This window comes from Janthinobacterium agaricidamnosum NBRC 102515 = DSM 9628, assembly GCF_000723165.1.
Lineage (GTDB): Bacteria > Pseudomonadota > Gammaproteobacteria > Burkholderiales > Burkholderiaceae_D > Janthinobacterium > Janthinobacterium agaricidamnosum.
In genome coordinates, this window is record NZ_HG322949.1 from 5788910 (window position 1) to 5805422 (window position 16513).

At 63.3% G+C, this 16513-nt stretch carries 16 protein-coding genes; 9 read left to right on the forward strand and 7 right to left on the reverse strand.

Annotation, left to right across the window (positions count from 1 at the left end; genetic code table 11):
• Nucleotides 1-5: 5 nt before the first annotated feature.
• Together tssB and tssA are read right to left on the reverse strand one after the other, a co-directional pair.
• The gene (gene tssB / locus GJA_RS25035) at nucleotides 6-521 is read right to left on the reverse strand and encodes a type VI secretion system contractile sheath small subunit (RefSeq protein WP_038497810.1); all 516 of its coding nucleotides are present in this window, start codon (nucleotides 519-521) and stop codon (nucleotides 6-8) included.
• A 147-nt stretch (nucleotides 522-668) separates the two neighbouring features.
• Entirely contained in the window at nucleotides 669-1739 is a 1071-nt protein-coding gene (gene tssA, locus GJA_RS25040) for a type VI secretion system protein TssA (RefSeq protein ID WP_038497814.1), read from the reverse strand.
• A 282-nt stretch (nucleotides 1740-2021) separates the two neighbouring features.
• Here tssA and GJA_RS25045 point away from each other — a divergent pair, with 282 nt between their 5' ends.
• Nucleotides 2022-2636 (forward strand): sigma-70 family RNA polymerase sigma factor, encoded by a 615-nt coding sequence (locus GJA_RS25045; protein ID WP_051781312.1) that lies wholly within the window; start codon nucleotides 2022-2024, stop codon nucleotides 2634-2636.
• A complete protein-coding gene (locus GJA_RS25050) occupies nucleotides 2633-3367 on the forward strand; it encodes an anti-sigma factor (RefSeq protein WP_038497817.1) in 735 nt (244 codons plus the stop codon). Before GJA_RS25045 ends, GJA_RS25050 begins: the two co-directional genes overlap by 4 nt.
• 74 nt (nucleotides 3368-3441) lie before the next feature.
• On the opposite strand, the gene GJA_RS25055 is transcribed toward GJA_RS25050, so the two are convergent.
• Nucleotides 3442-3987, reverse strand: a complete 546-nt coding sequence (locus tag GJA_RS25055; RefSeq protein ID WP_051781313.1) for a superoxide dismutase family protein — start codon at nucleotides 3985-3987, stop codon at nucleotides 3442-3444.
• A gap of 318 nt (nucleotides 3988-4305) precedes the next feature.
• Here GJA_RS25055 and GJA_RS25060 point away from each other — a divergent pair, with 318 nt between their 5' ends.
• From GJA_RS25060 to GJA_RS25070, 3 genes are read left to right on the forward strand one after another with little or no spacing between them, the layout of a single operon-like run.
• A complete protein-coding gene (locus GJA_RS25060; protein ID WP_038497819.1) occupies nucleotides 4306-5178 on the forward strand; it encodes a hypothetical protein in 873 nt (290 codons plus the stop codon).
• A 4-nt stretch (nucleotides 5179-5182) separates the two neighbouring features.
• A complete protein-coding gene (locus GJA_RS25065) occupies nucleotides 5183-6064 on the forward strand; it encodes a Tll0287-like domain-containing protein (protein ID WP_038497822.1) in 882 nt (293 codons plus the stop codon).
• Nucleotides 6057-7568, forward strand: a complete 1512-nt coding sequence (locus tag GJA_RS25070; RefSeq protein ID WP_197539815.1) for a serine/threonine-protein kinase — start codon at nucleotides 6057-6059, stop codon at nucleotides 7566-7568. The genes GJA_RS25065 and GJA_RS25070 overlap by 8 nt, the downstream gene beginning before the upstream one ends.
• Before the next feature lie 7 nt (nucleotides 7569-7575).
• On the opposite strand, the gene GJA_RS25075 is transcribed toward GJA_RS25070, so the two are convergent.
• The 3 genes from GJA_RS25075 to GJA_RS25085 form a co-directional block, all read right to left on the reverse strand.
• Nucleotides 7576-7947: a c-type cytochrome gene (locus GJA_RS25075; protein ID WP_081905570.1), complete on the reverse strand. Its 372-nt coding sequence runs from the start codon at nucleotides 7945-7947 to the stop codon at nucleotides 7576-7578.
• Between the two features lie 91 nt (nucleotides 7948-8038).
• Nucleotides 8039-8710 carry a XopG/HopH/AvrPtoH family type III secretion system effector gene (xopG, locus tag GJA_RS25080; RefSeq protein WP_051781314.1) on the reverse strand — a complete coding sequence of 224 codons (672 nt, stop codon included), beginning with the start codon at nucleotides 8708-8710 and terminating at the stop codon, nucleotides 8039-8041.
• A gap of 18 nt (nucleotides 8711-8728) precedes the next feature.
• Nucleotides 8729-9211, reverse strand: a complete 483-nt coding sequence (locus tag GJA_RS25085; RefSeq protein ID WP_038497824.1) for a CesT family type III secretion system chaperone — start codon at nucleotides 9209-9211, stop codon at nucleotides 8729-8731.
• Nucleotides 9212-9571: 360 nt separating this feature from the next.
• Between GJA_RS25085 and GJA_RS25090 the strand changes: the two genes are divergently transcribed.
• Nucleotides 9572-9970 carry a hypothetical protein gene (locus tag GJA_RS25090; protein ID WP_038497827.1) on the forward strand — a complete coding sequence of 133 codons (399 nt, stop codon included), beginning with the start codon at nucleotides 9572-9574 and terminating at the stop codon, nucleotides 9968-9970.
• A gap of 2 nt (nucleotides 9971-9972) precedes the next feature.
• Here the strand turns inward: GJA_RS25090 and GJA_RS25095 are convergent, their stop codons facing one another.
• A complete protein-coding gene (locus tag GJA_RS25095) occupies nucleotides 9973-10863 on the reverse strand; it encodes a LysR family transcriptional regulator (RefSeq protein WP_038497830.1) in 891 nt (296 codons plus the stop codon).
• 119 nt (nucleotides 10864-10982) lie between these two features.
• Between GJA_RS25095 and GJA_RS25100 the strand changes: the two genes are divergently transcribed.
• The 3 genes from GJA_RS25100 to GJA_RS25110 are packed head-to-tail and all read left to right on the forward strand — an operon-like array spanning nucleotide 10983 to nucleotide 16511.
• Nucleotides 10983-12161, forward strand: coding sequence for an efflux RND transporter periplasmic adaptor subunit (locus tag GJA_RS25100; protein WP_051781315.1), 1179 nt, complete (start codon nucleotides 10983-10985; stop codon nucleotides 12159-12161).
• A complete protein-coding gene (locus tag GJA_RS25105; protein ID WP_051781316.1) occupies nucleotides 12158-15352 on the forward strand; it encodes an efflux RND transporter permease subunit in 3195 nt (1064 codons plus the stop codon). The genes GJA_RS25100 and GJA_RS25105 overlap by 4 nt, the downstream gene beginning before the upstream one ends.
• Nucleotides 15345-16511: an iron-containing alcohol dehydrogenase gene (locus GJA_RS25110; RefSeq protein WP_242404627.1), complete on the forward strand. Its 1167-nt coding sequence runs from the start codon at nucleotides 15345-15347 to the stop codon at nucleotides 16509-16511. Before GJA_RS25105 ends, GJA_RS25110 begins: the two co-directional genes overlap by 8 nt.
• Nucleotides 16512-16513 lie beyond the last annotated feature (2 nt).

Genomic DNA, 16513 nt, shown 5'->3' on the forward strand with positions numbered 1-16513 from the left:
GGTGCTTATTCGGTCTCTGGCGCGGCGCGCGGGGCCGGCGCGGCGCTCAGCGCGCGCATCAGTTCCGGCTGTTGCAGCAGCCTGGCGATCAATTCCTCGGCGCCGGTCTTGCCATCCATATAGGTCAGCAGATTCGACAACTGGCTGCGCGCTTCCAGCAGCTGGCGCAGCGGCTCGACCTTGCGCGCCACCGCCGCCGGCGAAAAGTCGTCCATGCTTTCGAACGTGATGTCCAGCGCCAGGTTGCCTTCGCCGGTCAGCGTGTTCGGCACCATCGTGGCAAAGCGCGGCTTGACCGATTTCAGGCGCTCGTCGAAATTGTCGACGTCGATTTCCAGCAGCTTGCGTTCGGCCACCGGCGCCAGCGCTTCGGCCGGCTTGCCGGACAGGTCGGACAGCACGCCCATCACGAACGGCAGCTGGACCGATTTTTGCGCGCCATAGACTTCGACGTCGTATTCGATCTGGACGCGCGGCGCGCGATTGCGGGCGATAAATTTCTGACTGCTTTCTTTTGCCATGGCTAACCTCGTAGTGGTTGGGTGATGGTGGATACGCGCCAGTCCGGATGAATCCGGACGGCGCCGTTTTCACGTCTATCTTGCAGAGTTACGCGAGCACGCGGCGATTGGATGCATGCTTTTTGTATGGATCATGCTGCGGCGCGATCAACTGTCGGCGGGCGGGCCGCTGAGCTGATAAAACTGTTGCAGGCCTTCCGGCGCCAGGTCTTGCAGCAGTTCGATGAAGTTCTTGGTGGCCAGCCGCTGGACCCGGCGCAGCAGCATCGGGATCGGGCTCGACGGTTCGTTGCGCTGGTAGTACTGGCAGATTTTTTCCAGCAGCAGCACCACGTCTTCGCGGCTGGCGATCTGCACCGCGCCGGGCGTGGCGCCAGGCTGCCGCGGCAGGCCCGGCGCGGTGCCGGCGCCCGATGGCGGGTCCGCTTCGGCGGCCGCCGGAGCCGGGCCGAGGCCACGGCTGGCCAGTTGCGCGGCGATAAAATCGCGGATGCGCTGCAGCATCCGCGTCAATGGATCGAGGTCCAGCGCATGGGCCGCGCCGACCCGCTGCGTCAAGTTGCGCTCGATGTCGGCGGCGGCGGCGCAAGCCGTTTGCAGCGTGCCGTGCAGCGCCGCCAGCGCGGCGCCGTCGGCTTCGACGAAGGCGGCCGATACCGATGCCGGCGATGGCGCGATCGTGCCGGGCGGCGCTTCCAGTTCGCCGCTGCCGATGTCGATGTCGCGCATGCTGAAGTTGCCGTGCGCGCGCGAACTGACCAGCAGCGCCGCGCGCACCTCGGGCAGCAGCATGGCCGGACTGGCCAGCGCCGCCAGCACGTTGACGCGCGGTAGCGGATCGTTGCCGTCGTCGGGATCGAGTTGCGGATGCACGCTGTCCCAGCGCTGTTGCAGCAGCTGGTCGATCAATTGCAGGCCGGCCGCGAAGCCGTTCCAGCCATGCTGTTTCAGCAGCGCGCGGCACAGCACCACGGCGATCCGCAAGTCGCGGCTGCGCTGCGTCAGTTGCAGCGCCAGGTCGAGCACGCGCTGCCAGTCGGGCGGCGTGGCGGGCACGATCTCGGCGCCGTAATGGGTTTCCGGCTTGCCCTTCAATTCGCGTTCCAGCGCCAGGTAATCCGGGTCGTATTCGAGGTCCGGACCGCAGGGCTGTTGCGGGTTGACCTCGCCGAGCAGGCCGGCCACGTCGATGACCGCATCCAGTTGTGTGTTTTTCATTGCCGCGTTTGCTCCAGATCGATGACGCCAACTGGCGTTTCCCGGAGTTACGCGCGGGTGCCGGAATTGGATGCGCGGCACAGGCGTTTGAACGCGATAAAAATTCACTCAGGAAAAATTTTTTTCATAGGAGTAACACGGTTGAACACCACATGAAAGCGGCCCTATTTTGATGTAGGGTTATAATTCTCACTAATTATCACGGTCATTTCTTCAGCGTATATGTAGTCATTATCCCGTGATTAATGTTAATTTTTTGCTAAATATTGGCTATAACGACCTATGCAAACCCATACACCGGAAAACCAGCGCCTGGTTGACCTGCTCGCACGAGTTGCGCTGAAAGACCATGCATCATTCCAGCAGCTCTACAGCCTGACCTGCGACCATTTGTACGGCGTCTCGGTGCGCATCGTGCGCAAGCGCGAGCTGGCCGACGAAATCCTGCAAGAGGCTTACATCAATGTATGGGAACAGGCCGGCAGTTATGCCGCGACGTTGTCGACCCCGATGACGTGGCTGATTACGGTGGTGCGCAACAAGGCGCTAGACCGTTTACGCAAAGACAAGTTAGAATTCGAACGCAGCACCCCGCTCGATGCGGAAATGCAGGAGCAGCACGCCGGCGAGCATGCCGAAGGCGCCGACCCTCACCAACTATTTGCTGCCGCCACCGAGAAGATCGATTTGAACAAATGCCTGTCCTTGCTGGAAGCGCCGCACCGCCAATCGCTGGCGCTGGCGTATTACAGCGGCATGTCGCACGCCGAGGTGGCTTGTCATTTGCAGGTGCCGCTCGGCACGGCGAAGGCGTGGCTCCGACGCGGCCTGGAAAAGCTGAAGAAGTGTTACGACGAACTGTACCAGGAGCAGCGGCGTGAAGGAGGCCGACTATGAACTACGAGCGCCAGGAACTGCTGGACAGACTGGCAGGCATGTATGTGCTCGGCACCATGAACGCTACGGCACGGCGTCGTTTCGGCCGGCTCTTGAAGGAATCGACCGCGGCCCAACGCGCCGTCGCGGCGTGGAATGACAGCCTTGCGCCGCTGCACCAGGTAGTGCCGCCGTTGAAGGCGCCACCGCACATCTGGGAACGCATTTCTGAAAAAACCAGGCCGCGTACGCAGCCGGAAGTGGCGACGGCCGGCTGGTTCGAGCGCTGCCGCATGCTGTTGTATGGCGCGGCCCCGGCCGCGCTGGCTTGCTGCATCGGGATCGTCGGTACCAGCCTGCTGGCGACCCAGTATCCCGGCGTCATCGGCTTGCAGGAGCGCAACGTCAATATGCCGGCCAGCTATGTCGGTTTGCTGACCGATGGCGCCGACAATGTCGCGCTGACGGTCAGCTCGCTACGGCGCGGCAAGGTGGTGACGCTGAAGGTGGTCCGGCCGCTGGCCGTCCCGCCCGGCATGGTGGCCCGCTTGTGGGCCTTGCCGAGCAACCGTGCGCCGGTGGCGCTGGCCAATGTGCCGGACAGCGGCAGCGCCAAGGTCATCCTCGACGTGCCGTCCGAAACCATGTTCGCCGACGTGCCGCGACTGGCGCTGAGCTATGAATCGGACCCTGATACCACCGCCCCGAGCGGACCGTTCGTGTTGCTCGGACACTGCGTCAAATACTGGTAGCCGATTGCTGGCCGTGGTCTCGCCACGGCCAACCAGGTCAGCTGGTGCTGACTGTTCCGCCGTACCTCCTCAGCTTATTTTTTCAACTCGACTACGCCGCATGCCAGGCGCTTGCCCGAATTGCCGGTAGGCTGGGTCTTCAAGTCATCCTCGATCGCGTGCAGGATCACGCTGCGGCCGGCCAGCGCCTCGGGCGAGGCCGGGTCCAGCGTCAGCTGGGTCAGCGGAATGTCGATGCTGAAATCGATATTGCCATTGGCATCCGCCGTGACGTTGCCGAAATCGCCGACGTGGTGATGTTCGGCGTGCGGGCCGCCATGCTCGGCGCCGGTCGGGTTGAAATGGCCGCCGGCGCTGCTGCCGTCGTCCGCGCTGCAATCGCCGTGTTCATGCACATGGAAACCGTGCGGGCCGGGCGGCACGCCTTGCGCGTGCAGGGAAACGCTCAGGTGGTCGGCTTGCTGCACCACCGTCAACAGGCCGTTGGCGGTATTGCCGGCGGTCGGGCGCAATTGCGCCTGCGCGGCCGGCTGGCTGGCCGGCCGCGTGGCGGCGGTGCTGGCGCAGGCGCTCAGGGCGAAGGCGCTGATGACGAGTAGCGCTGGGGTGGTAAATTTCATGGTCTCTCCTTGGAAATCCGGCGCGCGGCCGGCATGGCTGAAGTTATTGGTCGGGTGATTGCTTCGGCATTACCTGAACAGGTACGCGGCGCCGGGTATTTTGGATGCCGCACCGTTTACTTATCCAGACCTTTACGCATCCGGACCGGCCGCGCCGCCGTAGTTCCGGTGATCCCTCGCATAGCCTGCATGCGCGGCAAACAGCGTGTGTTTTTCTTGCGTCCAAACGGACGGCGGCCGCGTATCTCCCGGTAAGCGCAATGTACGCGCATCCATACTTGGTATAAAAACATGAAGAAATCACGCTGGCGGTTTGCCATGGCAGTTTTGCTGTTGCCCGCCTTATCGGCCCTGGCGCAGAATCCGGCATTGATTTCGCACGCCGAACAGCCGGCCCGGCTGGTGCGCAAGACCAGCGTGTTCGATGCCCCGGCCGGCGTGGCGCTGCAAGCCGGCGACATCGTCGAATCCGGCGCCACCGGCCTGCAAATCGAAATCCCCGGCGGGCCGATGGTCGCGCTCGGCCCGGCCAGCGGCATTTATATCGACAGCGCCAGCGGCGCGCTGGGGGTCAGCCTGCTGCGCGGCTGGCTCAAGGTGGCGCAGGACAAGCCCGGCGCCGGCCGCGCCAGCGTGTCGGCCAGCCTGGTCGAGGTGCGCACCAGCGGCGGCACCGGCATCGTCCATGCGGCCCCGGACGGCACCGAGCTGTTTGTCGAACAGGGCACGCTGATGGCGGCCCCGGTGGCGCCGGAAAAAGACAAGGACAAACCCGGCCCGGCGCTGGCCGAGCAGGCATTCCGGCGCGACCAGTATGCCTTGTGGCGCGACGCCCGTTCCGGCCCGGCCCTGCCGCCGGTACTGGCGGCGCGTCCGCCGAAACAGTTTGTTTCGCAAATGCCGCCGGCCTTCTTCGATCCGCTGGTGGCGGTGGCCGCGCGCATCCGTCCGGCCCAGCCGGTATTGCAGCATGAAGTCAGCGCGCAGGAGGTGGCCGGCTGGAACGATGCCGCACCGGCGGCGCTGCGCAAGCGCCTGGTGGCCCGTTTTGCGGCGCGCCTGAGCGACGCGGCATTCCGCAAGGACGCCGAAACGCTGTTTGGCGCCCATCCCGACTGGCAGCAGGTGTTGCAGGCGCAACGCACCGAGCGCAAGGTCAAGGCATATTCCGCCACCAACGTCATCTTTTGAAGCCATGAAAAAACTGTCCCTTGCCGCCAAATTCAACCTGGTGTTCCTGCTCGTGTCGGCGGCCGGCTTTGTCGGCGCCAGCATGGTCACCGATGCGCTGCTGGCGCGTAATGCGCGCGAAGAAACGCTGGAAAACGCGCGCCTGCTGATGAGCGCCTCGTCGGCGGCCGGCAAGTACGCGGCCGCGCATATCGTGCCGCTGCTGGAAAACCGCATGAAGTTCGAATTCCTGCCGGAGTCGGTGCCGACCTTCGCCGCCATCGAACACTTGAACGAGTTGCTGAAGTCGTATCCGAACTACAGCTACAAGTATGCGACGCTGAACCCGACCAATCCGCGCAACCGCGCCAATGCATGGGAAACGCCGCTGGTGCAAACCTTGCGCACCCATGCCGGCACCCCGGAACTGGTCGGCGAGCGCAGCACGCCGGCCGGTCCGTCGCTGTACATCGCGCGGCCGATCCGCATCAGCAACGAAGCCTGCCTGGCGTGCCACAGCGTGCCGGAAGCGGCGCCCAAGACCATGCTCGACATTTACGGCCGCGAGCACGGTTTCGGCTGGAAGCTCAATGAAGTGGTCGGCGCGCAGGTGGTGTCGGTGCCGATGGCGGTGCCGCTGGCGCGCGCCAAGCTGCTGTTGCACAGCTATATGTGGTCGATGCTGGGCATCTTCGCCTTCCTGTTCGTCGCCCTGAACCTGATGGTGCACTGGTTCGTCACGCGCCGCATCAAGCAAATGTCGCGCGTCGCCGACGCGGTCAGCCTGGGCCGGTTCGACGCGGCCGAACTCGACATGCGCGGCGGCGACGAGCTGTCGCAACTGGCGCGCTCGTTCAGCCGCATGCGCACCAGCCTGGCCAGCGCGATGAAAATGCTGGATGAGTAACCGCGTCGCGATGCGGGAAAACATCGGCAAATACCGCCTGGAGAGCGTGCTCGGCAAGGGCGCGATGGGCGTCGTCTATCGTGCGTTCGATCCGCTGATCGAACGCACGGTGGCGCTGAAGACCATCCGCAAGGATGCCGCCGAGGATGTGCAGCACCAGGAAATGATCGACCGCTTCCGCAAGGAGGCGCAGGCGGCCGGCCGCCTGATGCACCCGAATATCGTGGCGATCCACGAGTATGGCGAAGACGACGAGGTGGCGTTCATCGCGATGGAATTCATCGAAGGCACGCCGCTGTCGGCGCTGCTGGGCGAGCAGCCGGCGGCCATGGCCAGCACGCTGGGCTGGATGCGCGACTTGCTCGACGCCCTGGCGTATTCCCACGAACAGGGCGTGGTGCACCGCGATATCAAGCCGGCCAACCTGCTGGTGACGCGCGACGGCCGCATCAAGATCAGCGATTTCGGCATCGCCCGCATCGAATCGTCGACGCTGACCCAGACCGGCGCGATGCTGGGCACGCCCAGCTATATGTCGCCGGAACAGTTCCGCTGCGAAGCGGTCGACGGCCGCAGCGACCTGTTCTCGGCCGGCATCGTGCTGTACCAGCTATTGACCGGCAAGCGGCCGTTTTCCGGTTCCGCCTCGACCGTGATGCAGCAAATCCTGAACCACACGCCGCCGCAGCCGTCGATGTTCAATGCCGCGCTGCCGGCCGGCTTCGACAGCATCGTCATGCGCGCGCTGGCGAAGCAGCCGGCCGAACGTTTTTCATCGGCGCGCGCCTTTTTGCAGGCGCTGCTGGCGACCCAGCAGGGCCAGGCCATCGCCGACGCCGACAGCGACGCCACCATCCTGGCCACGCCGGCGGCGGCGCAGCTATTCACGGCGACGCTGGGCGGGCCGGCCGACCAGTCGTCGGCGGCGACCGGCACGGCCGACCTGGCGCCATGGAAAAGGACGGTGTTCCCGTCGCTGGAATTGATCCTGGCGCAGCAGATCGGGCCGATGGCCAGGCTGCTGCTGAAGAAAATCGGCGCCATGGCCGATGATTTCGATGCGCTGTGCCAGCAATTGCTGCCGCACATACCGTCGCCGGCCGGGCGCGCCCGGTTCGAGGAACAACTGGCCGATATCCGCTTGTTGCTGGCCCCACCGCCCGCGCCGGAGCCGGTGCCGGACAGCGCGGTCAAGGAGGCGACGCTGGCGCTGCCGGTGGCCGATGTCACGGCGCTCACGGCGGCGGAGGCGGGCGCGACACTCAGGATGCCGCCAGCGCCGTTATTGGCGCCGAGACTGACGCCGGAATTCAGCGCCGCCATCGTGCCGCGGCTGGCGGCGTGGATCGGGCCGATCGCCAGCATCGTCGCCAAGCGCGCCGCGCGGGAATGCGGCGAAGACGGCGACCTTGACGCGTTCCTGCAATTGCTGGCGCTGCACATCGACAGCGACGCGGAGCGCCAGCGTTTTATCGGCGAAGCGCGCAGCGTCGCCGCAAGCTGATCCGACCCTATTGCACCGAACGCAGGTAGGCCAGCAAGTTGGCGATTTTCTCGTCGCTGGTCATGCCCCAGAAGCGCATCTTGTTGCCCGGCACCACGTCGCCCGGGGACTTCAGGAAGGCCGCCAGGGTTTGCTCGGTCCACACGATGCTGGCGTTTTTCATCGCCGGCGAATAATGAAAATCCGCCGTGGTCCCGGCCTTGCGGCCAAATACGCCATGCAGGTGCGGGCCGAAACCGGCCCGCGCCGAACGCCCGACCTGATGGCAGGATGCGCATGTGGCGAAGGCGCGCTTGCCGGCCTCCAGGTCGGGCGCGGCTTGCGCCGCCGGTTGGCCGGCCATGGCCAGGACCAGCAATGCGGATAGCTTGATTTGCATGTCATGAAAAGATGTCAAATACGCGATTGTAGCCGTATTGATAAATCCAGCGACCGCATTTGTCCGCCGCTCCAGGCCGGCAGATGCGTTTTTAATTGAATTTCAGGCTGCCGGAATCGCTGTCTGAATCCGGCGCCGCCCGGTAAAACTGACGGAGTGGCAAACCATGTTCGCTGCGAATGCCGTTTTCCGAAAGAGGTTCTTTGGAAAATTTACCGGTGCCGACCGCGCGGTCTTCTTCTTCGGCCGCAGGGGTGGACGGATCATAACGGTCGCTCGTTCCTCCCGTAAACGTACCCTTCATCATGCGGTAGCCATGCACCAGTTCATGCGCCAGCGATGCAAAAGACAGTGAGGTGTCATCGATCAGTTTCGGCCGCCCGCTCGCATCGATCTTCACGCTCTGGCGGGGATTCCAGTCGATGCTGGCGCTGGTGCCCTCGCCTTTTCTGCCCAATGATTGTTTCGAGGCCAGCTGGATGGCCTTGGCATTATGCGCGGCATGAAATTCATTTTTCGATACCTGATGCGCTTCGGCTTGTTTTTCGGTTAAGACCGGACGCGCAGCCGAGTTAACACTGACGACAACGACTTTCAGGGCCTTGCCATTGGTGCTCAGTTTTTGTATTTCATCTAAAAGACTGGCGCCATTTTTTTTGCTCGCAATTTTTTCGATGGCATATTCAGCCGCACGGTATTGGTCTTCCGTTCTGGCTTCGATATGGATGTATGGTGCGATAACGCTTGCTTGTATATGGCTCATATTTTTTCCTTTTATTGATTAAACAGGGGTTTTTGAAGCATGGTTGGAATAGATTCTCCGAAGCGTAAAATCTTCCCTGGATTTACTGCCGCCGGGCCTGCTATTTTCTTTACCCACCCATTTTTTGATGGTGTCGGAGTAATATGAAAATTTTTGAAATGAACTGATTAAGGCGTCGTTATGAAGATGCGCTAATAATTGTTTACTCCATATCACAATTTCTGACGATTCGACGGCTACGCCGATGGTGATCTGCGGATGATCATCGATATTCAAGTTGGCTTGTAACAATTCCAATGGAAAGTTCTTACTGTAGTTGTTTGGAAGTTTTAGGGTGCAACTGAATGCCAGATATTCTTCAGCAATCAGTTGGAAGTTGATTTTTATGTCCGATTGCAGAGTGGCTTCATAACTTTGAATCAGGTTCTTCTCGGGAATTCCCGCATTCAGGAATTTGAAAAGAGGAATTAACTTATTATGCAGATCAATTTTCTCGTTCATGATGTATTTAATAATTGATGAAATATTACATTTATTGATATTGTTGAAAGTAAAAACAATATTAATTGTCAGTAAATCACATTTAATTTTTGCAATTTCCAGATCAAATGTTTGTTTTTGAGCAATTTCAACATTTGATGAGGTGAAATTAAGTGGTTATACATTAAAGATAGTTCCGGATTAGTCGGAATCAATAATTGAAGATTTAAGTTGGTTAATTTGTATGATTCTAATTTTTCCGACTTAAGGCCACCTCTAATAAAGCAGACACTGCCGCTAGGTGCATGAATTGGCGCAGCAGGATCAGTGTGCCAGCGTCTGGTGTCAGCGTTTATCATGGTGTGATAAAGGATGAACCACATGAACCATGACAACCCGTATTTTCTTGAAGTGATCGACACCCATGTACTGATCCGTCAATGGCTGGGCGGTGAGAGCAGCGACCCGCAAGTGTGCGCTGCGTTGCTGGCCCGGTTCTCGCCGGACTATTCGATGGTGGGCACCGGCGGCCAGCGACTCGATTTTATGAAGCTGAGCGGCTTTTTCCGTAGCGCGGCGGGCAGCAGGCCGGGATTGGAAATTGGGTTGAGCGATTTGACGCTGCTGCAGCAAAGTGCCTCGGGCGCGGTAGTGGCTTACCGCGAAAGCCAGTCACTGCCCGGCGGCGACCTCACCGCGCGGTTGTCGACCGTGGTGTTCGACCGCGATGGCGCCGGCAAGCTGTTGTGGCGCCATTTGCACGAGACCTGGATCGCCTGATATCAACGCGACGCCTGCACAAACTCGATGAACGCCTTCAGCGCAGCCGGCACTTGGCGCCGGCTCGGGTAATACAGGTACAGGCCCGGATAGTGCGGGCACCAGTCCTCCAGCACTTGCACCAGGCGGCCGCTGGCCACGTGTTCGGCGGCCATGTGCTCGAACACGAACGCCAGTCCGGCGCCATGCAGCGCCGCATCGACCATCATGCGCACGTCGTGCAGGGTCAGCGGGCCATCGACCTGGGTTTCCAGCTTGATGCCGTCGCGCTCCAGTTCCCAGCGGTACAGCACGCCGCTGGGAAAACGGTGGCGTATGCAGGGCAAACCCGGCAAGTCGTGCGGATGTGCCGGCACGCCATGCTCGGCCAGGAATGCCGGCGTGGCGACCACCACCGAACGCATCGACCGGCCGAGCGGGATCGCCACCATGTCCGCTTCGATCCGTTCGCCGAAACGCACGCCGGCGTCGAAACCGCTGGACACCACATCGACCAGCGCATCGTTGTCGTCGATCTCGACCCTGATTTCCGGATACAGTTTTAAAAAGCGCGCCACCAGCGGCAGCAGCACCAGTTGCGTGGCCGAGCGCCCGGCATTGATGCGCAGCGAACCGGACGGCTTGCCGCGAAAATGGTTCAAGTCTTCCAGCGCATCGTCGATGTCGCGGAAGGCCGGCGCGATGCGCGACAGCAGCCGTTCGCCGGCTTCGGTCAGCCCTACGCTGCGGGTGGTGCGGTTCAGCAGGCGCAGGCCCAGCTGTTCTTCCAGGCCGCGCAGCGAATGGCTCAGCGCGGATGGCGACACACCCAGTTCGATCGCGGCGCGGCTGAAGCTGCGGTGCTGGGCGATGCTGAGGAATTGCGCCAGTTCGGCGGGCGTGATGCGTTTCATTGGTGAATATGGCTCATAAGCCCTTATCAAATTATTGGTATTATCACATTAATTGCGACATCGTACATTAACGTCCACGTCCGACGCCTTTTGCGCAGGACACCATACCGGGACCGTTGATGAAGAAACCAAGCATAGGCTGGCTGCGCAATCCGTGGCTGATGATCGCGGTGCTGCTGCTGGCCATGCTGGCGGTCGCGATCGGCAAGCGCCTGCAGGCGGCGGCGCCGCTTATCGCTCCAGCGGCGGCGCCGATGAAGGTCGGCGCCGCCACCGTGGCCTTGCGCGATGCGCGCATCTGGGACGCCTTTTCCGGCCGGCTGGAAGCGGTCGAGCGGGTCGAGCTGCGTTCGCGCGTGGCCGGCGCCATCGCGGCGATCCATTTTAATGAAGGCAAGTGGGTGCGGCAGGGCGAGCTGCTGGTCAGCATCGACCCGGCGCCGTACGCCGCCGAGGTGGCGCGCCTGAAGGCGCAAGCCGGCGCCGCCGAATCGAACGCCAGCCATGCGCATACCGAGCTGGAGCGCTCGCGTTTGCTGTGGTCGTCGCAGGCGATCGCCCGGCGCGACGTCGATGAAAGCGAACGCGCCGCGCGCGAAGCCGACGCCAGCCTGGCCGCCGCCCGCGCCGCGTTGCAGCGCGCGTCGCTGGATTTGGAGCACGCCAGCATCCGCGCGCCGGTGGCGGGCCGGGTCGGCCGGCGCGAAGTCACGCCCGGCAACCTGGTGGACGCCGGCCCCGACAGCCCGGTGCTGACCACGCTGGTGTCGGTCGATCCGGTGTACGCCAGTTTCGACGCCGGCGAGCAGGTGGTGCAACGCGCGCTGGCCGGCATCGGGCCGCAAGGCAATGTGGCGGCGGTGCCGGTGCAAATGGAAATCGATAACGGGAGCGGCCTGCAAACCCGCCAGGGCCATCTGCAACTGGTGGATAACCAGGTCGATGCGCGCAGCGGCACGATCCGCGTGCGCGCGGTGTTTCCGAATCCGGACGGCGCCCTGATGCCGGGCCAGTTCGTGCGCCTGCGGCTGGGCCAGGCCAGCAGCGCCAGCGTGCTGCTGATCGACGAGCGCGCCATCGGCACCGACCAGGACCGCCGCTACGTGATGGTGCTGGATGCGCAAAACAAGGCGTCGCACCGCGACATCACGCTCGGCGGCATGGCCGACGGCATGCGCATCGTCAGGTCCGGCCTGGTTGCCGGCGAACGGGTGGTGGTCGATGGCTTTGAACGCGTCAAGCCGGGCGCGATCGTCAGTCCGGTTGCCGCAGTGAGCGCGACAGTGGCGGCACGATGAATATTTCGTCCTATTTTATCGACCGGCCGATCTTCGCCGGCGTGCTGTCGACGCTGGTCCTGGTGGCCGGCCTGGTGGCGATCCCGATGCTGCCGGTGTCGGAATATCCGGAAGTGGTGCCGCCGACGGTGATCGTCACCGCGCGCTTTCCCGGCGCCAGCCCGGAAGTGATCGCGCAAACGGTGGCGATGCCGCTGGAAGAATCGATCAACGGCGTCGAAGACATGCTGTACATGAGCAGCCAGGCCACCACCGACGGCTTGCTGACGCTGACCGTCACCTTCAAGCTGGGCATGGACCCCAACCTGGCCCAGCAACTGGTGCAGAACCGCGTGTCGCAAGCCGAATCGCGGCTGCCGCAAGACGTGCAGCGGCTCGGCGTCAATACCGTCAAGAGCACGCCCGACCTGACGCTGGTGGTGCACCTGTATTCGCCGGGCGGGCGCTACGACATGGCTTACCTGAGCAATTACGCGGTGCTGCATGTGCGCGACCGCCTGGCCCGGCTGAACGGGGTCGGCAATGTGCAGGTGCGCGGCGGCGGCGAATATGCGATGCGGTTGTGGCTGGACCCGCAAAAGCTGGCCGAGCGGGGCCTGGCCGCCAGCGACGTGGTGGCGGCGGTGCGCCAGGAAAACGTGTCGGCGGCGGCCGGCATCATCGGCGGTGCGCCGAGCGGCAGCGACGTGAATACGCAAATGTCGATCAGCATCCAGGGTCGCCTGGAAGATGAGGAACAGTTCGGCAATATCGTCGTGCGCACCGGGCCGGACGGCGCCGTGACGACCTTGCGCGACGTCTCGCGCATCGAACTGGGCAGCGCCGAATATGCGGCCCGCGCGCTGCTCGACGATCAGCCGGCGGCGGCGCTGTTCGTGTTGCAGGCGCCCGGCTCCAATACGGTCGAGATCGGCAACCAGGTAAGACGGACCATGCTGGAATTGAAGAAGGACATGCCGGACGGCGTCGATTACCGCATCGTGTTCGATCCGACCCAGTTCGTCACGACGTCGATCCGTTCGGTGATCTCGACGCTGCTCGAAGCGGTGGCGCTGGTGGTGCTGGTGGTGATCCTGTTCCTGCAAACCTGGCGCGCCTCGCTGATCCCGCTGCTGGCGGTGCCGGTGTCGGTGATCGGCACGTTCGCGGTGATGCTGGCCTGCGGTTTTTCGATCAATACGCTGACGCTGTTCGGGCTGGTGCTGGCGATCGGCATCGTGGTCGACGACGCCATCGTGGTGGTCGAAAACGTCGAGCGCTACATCGCCGCCGGCCTCAGTCCGCGGGACGCCAGCTACCAGGCGATGCGCGAAGTGTCGGGGCCGATCATCGCCATCGCGCTGGTGCTGTCGGCGGTGTTCGTGCCGCTGGCGTTCAGCAGCGGCCTGACCGGCCAGTTCTACCGCCAGTTCGCGCTGACGATCGCGATTTCGACGGTGATTTCCGCCTTCAATTCGCTGACGCTGTCGCCGGCGCTGGCGGCCTTGCTGCTGCAAGAGCACGGCGCGCCGAAAGACCGTGTGACGCGGGCCATGGACTGGCTGTTCGGGCGCTTTTTCGGCGCCTTCAACCGGCTGTTCCAGCGCGGTTCGCAAGCGTATGGCGGCGGCGTGGTGCGGGTGCTGGGCCGCAAGGGCCTGATGCTGCTGGTGTACCTGGTGCTGGCCGGTGTGACGGTGCTGCTGTTCAAGACCGTGCCGTCCGGCTTCGTGCCGGCGCAAGACCGCACCTATGTGCTGGCGGTGGTGCAATTGCCCGATGGCGCGACGCTGGACCGCACCGAAAAAGTGGTGCGCAAGGTCAGCGACATCGCCTTGCGGCACCCGGACGTGCTGGCGTCGCTGGCCTACCCCGGCATGTCGGTGAATGGTTTTACCAATAGTTCCAACGCCGGCATCGCCTTCATCAACTTGAAGCCGTTTGCCGAACGCAAGGGCGAGCAGCATGGCGCGCGCGCCATCAGCGCCGAACTGACGCGCCGTTTTAGCGCCGCGATACCGGAAGCACGGGTGGTGATTTTCAGCCCGCCGCCGGTACGCGGCCTGGGTTCCACCGGCGGTTTCCGGCTGCAGCTGGAAGACCGCGGCGCACTGGGCTATCCGGCGCTGGACGCGGCGGCGAAGAGTTTTATCGCCGCCGCGTCCAGGGCGCCGGAATTGAGCGGCATGTATTCCAGCTTCCAGGTCAACGTGCCGCAATTGCACGCCGAAGTGGACCGGGTCAAGGCGCGCCAGCTGGGCGTGCCGGTCAGCGACATTTTCAGCACCCTGCAGATTTACCTGGGCAGCCTGTATGTCAACGACTTCACGCGCTTCGGCCGCACCTACACGGTGCGCGCCCAGGCCGATGCGGCGTTCCGCGGCCATGCCGAGGATGTCGCCGCGCTGAAGGTGCGTTCATCCAGCGGCGCGATGATTCCGCTGTCGGCGCTGCTGACGCTGCATCCCGGTTTCGGCCCGGAGCGGGTGATCCGCTACAACGGTTATCCGAGCGCCGACATCAGCGGCGCGGCGGCGGCCGGTTACTCCAGCGGCCAGGCGCGCGAAGCGGTGGAGCGCATCGCCGCGCAAACCCTGCCGGCCGGCATCGGCTATGAATGGACCGACCTGACTTACCAGGAAATTTTGGCTGGCAACTCCGCCTTGCTGCTGTTCCCGCTGGCGGTGCTGCTGGTGTTCCTGGTGCTGGCGGCGCTGTATGAAAGCCTGGTGCTGCCGTTCTCGATCATCCTGATCGTGCCGATGGCGCTGCTGTCGGCGCTGGCCGGGGTGTGGTTGACGCGCGGCGACAACAACGTGTTCACCCAGATCGGGCTGATGGTGCTGGTCGGGCTGTCGGCCAAGAACGCGATCCTGATCGTCGAATTCGCCCGCGAACTGGAATTCGGCGGCCGCACGCCATGGCAGGCGGCGCTCGAGTCGTGCCGCCTGCGGCTGCGGCCGATCCTGATGACGTCGATCGCTTTCATCATGGGCGTGCTGCCGCTGGTCGAGTCCAGCGGCGCCGGCTCGGAAGTGCGCCATGTGATGGGCGTGACGGTATTTTCCGGCATGCTCGGCGTGACTTTTTTCGGCTTGTTTTTCACCCCGGTTTTTTATGTGCTGCTGCGCGCCCTCGGCGGCAACCGGCCATTGCGGCGCGACCGCGCGGCCAGCACGGCAATTTCAATCAAGGAGCTTCAGCATGACTAGCATGAACAATTTTATCTATCACCGCGCCACCCGTTTGCTGTTCGGCGAAGGCCAGATCGCCGCCATCGCCGATGAGATCCCGGCCGGCGCCCGCTTGATGATCACGTACGGCGGCGGCAGCATCCAGCGCAACGGCGTGCTGGAACAGGTGCACAAGGCGCTGGCCGGCCGTTTTTATGTCGAGTTCGGCGGCATCGAGCCGAATCCGGCCTATGAAACGCTGATCCAGGCGGTCGAATTGGCGCGCGCCGAAAACATCGATTTCATCCTCGCCGTCGGCGGCGGTTCGGTGGTCGACGGCAGCAAGTTCATCGCCGGCGCGCTGCGCTACGCCGGCGAGCCGTGGGATATCCTGGCCAGCCGCACACGGCTGGTGTTCGACGCGGTGCCGTTCGGCTGCGTGCTGACGCTGCCGGCCACCGGTTCGGAATTCAATGCGGGCGCGGTGATCAGCCGCCGTGCGACCGGCGACAAGCTGGACTTCCATTCGCCCAACGTAATCCCGCGCTTTTCGGTGCTCGACCCGGCCACCACCTATTCGCTGCCGGTGCGCCAGGTGTCGAACGGCGTGGTCGACGCGTTTGTCCACACCACCGAGCAATACCTGACCTATCCGGTCGGCGCCAAGGTGCAGGACCGCTTTGCCGAGGGCTTGCTGCTGACGCTGATCGAAGACGGCCCGCGCGCCTTGTCGGAGCCACGCAATTACGCGGTGCGCGCCAACCTGATGTGGGCCGCCACGATGGCGCTGGGCGGCACCATCGGCGCCGGCGTGCCGCAGGATTGGGCCAGCCACATGATCGGCCATGAATTGACCGCGATGCACGGCATCGACCATGCGCAAAGCCTGGCCGTGGTGCTGCCGTCGCTGCTGCGCCACAAGCGCCATGCCAAGCACGCCAAGCTGCTGCAATACGCCGAGCGCGTGTGGGGCATCACCGGCGGCAGCGAAGAGGAGCGGGTCGAAGCGGGCATCCGCGCCACCGAGGCCTTCTTCGAGCAGATGCAAATGCCGACCCGGTTTTCCGGTTACGGCATCGATGGCAGTCAGTTTCCGGCGCTGCTCGCCAAACTCGAAGAACATGGCATGACGGCGCTGGGAGAACGGCGCGATATCCACCTGGACGATTGCCAGGCCATCCTGCAGGCCGCGCTGTAAAA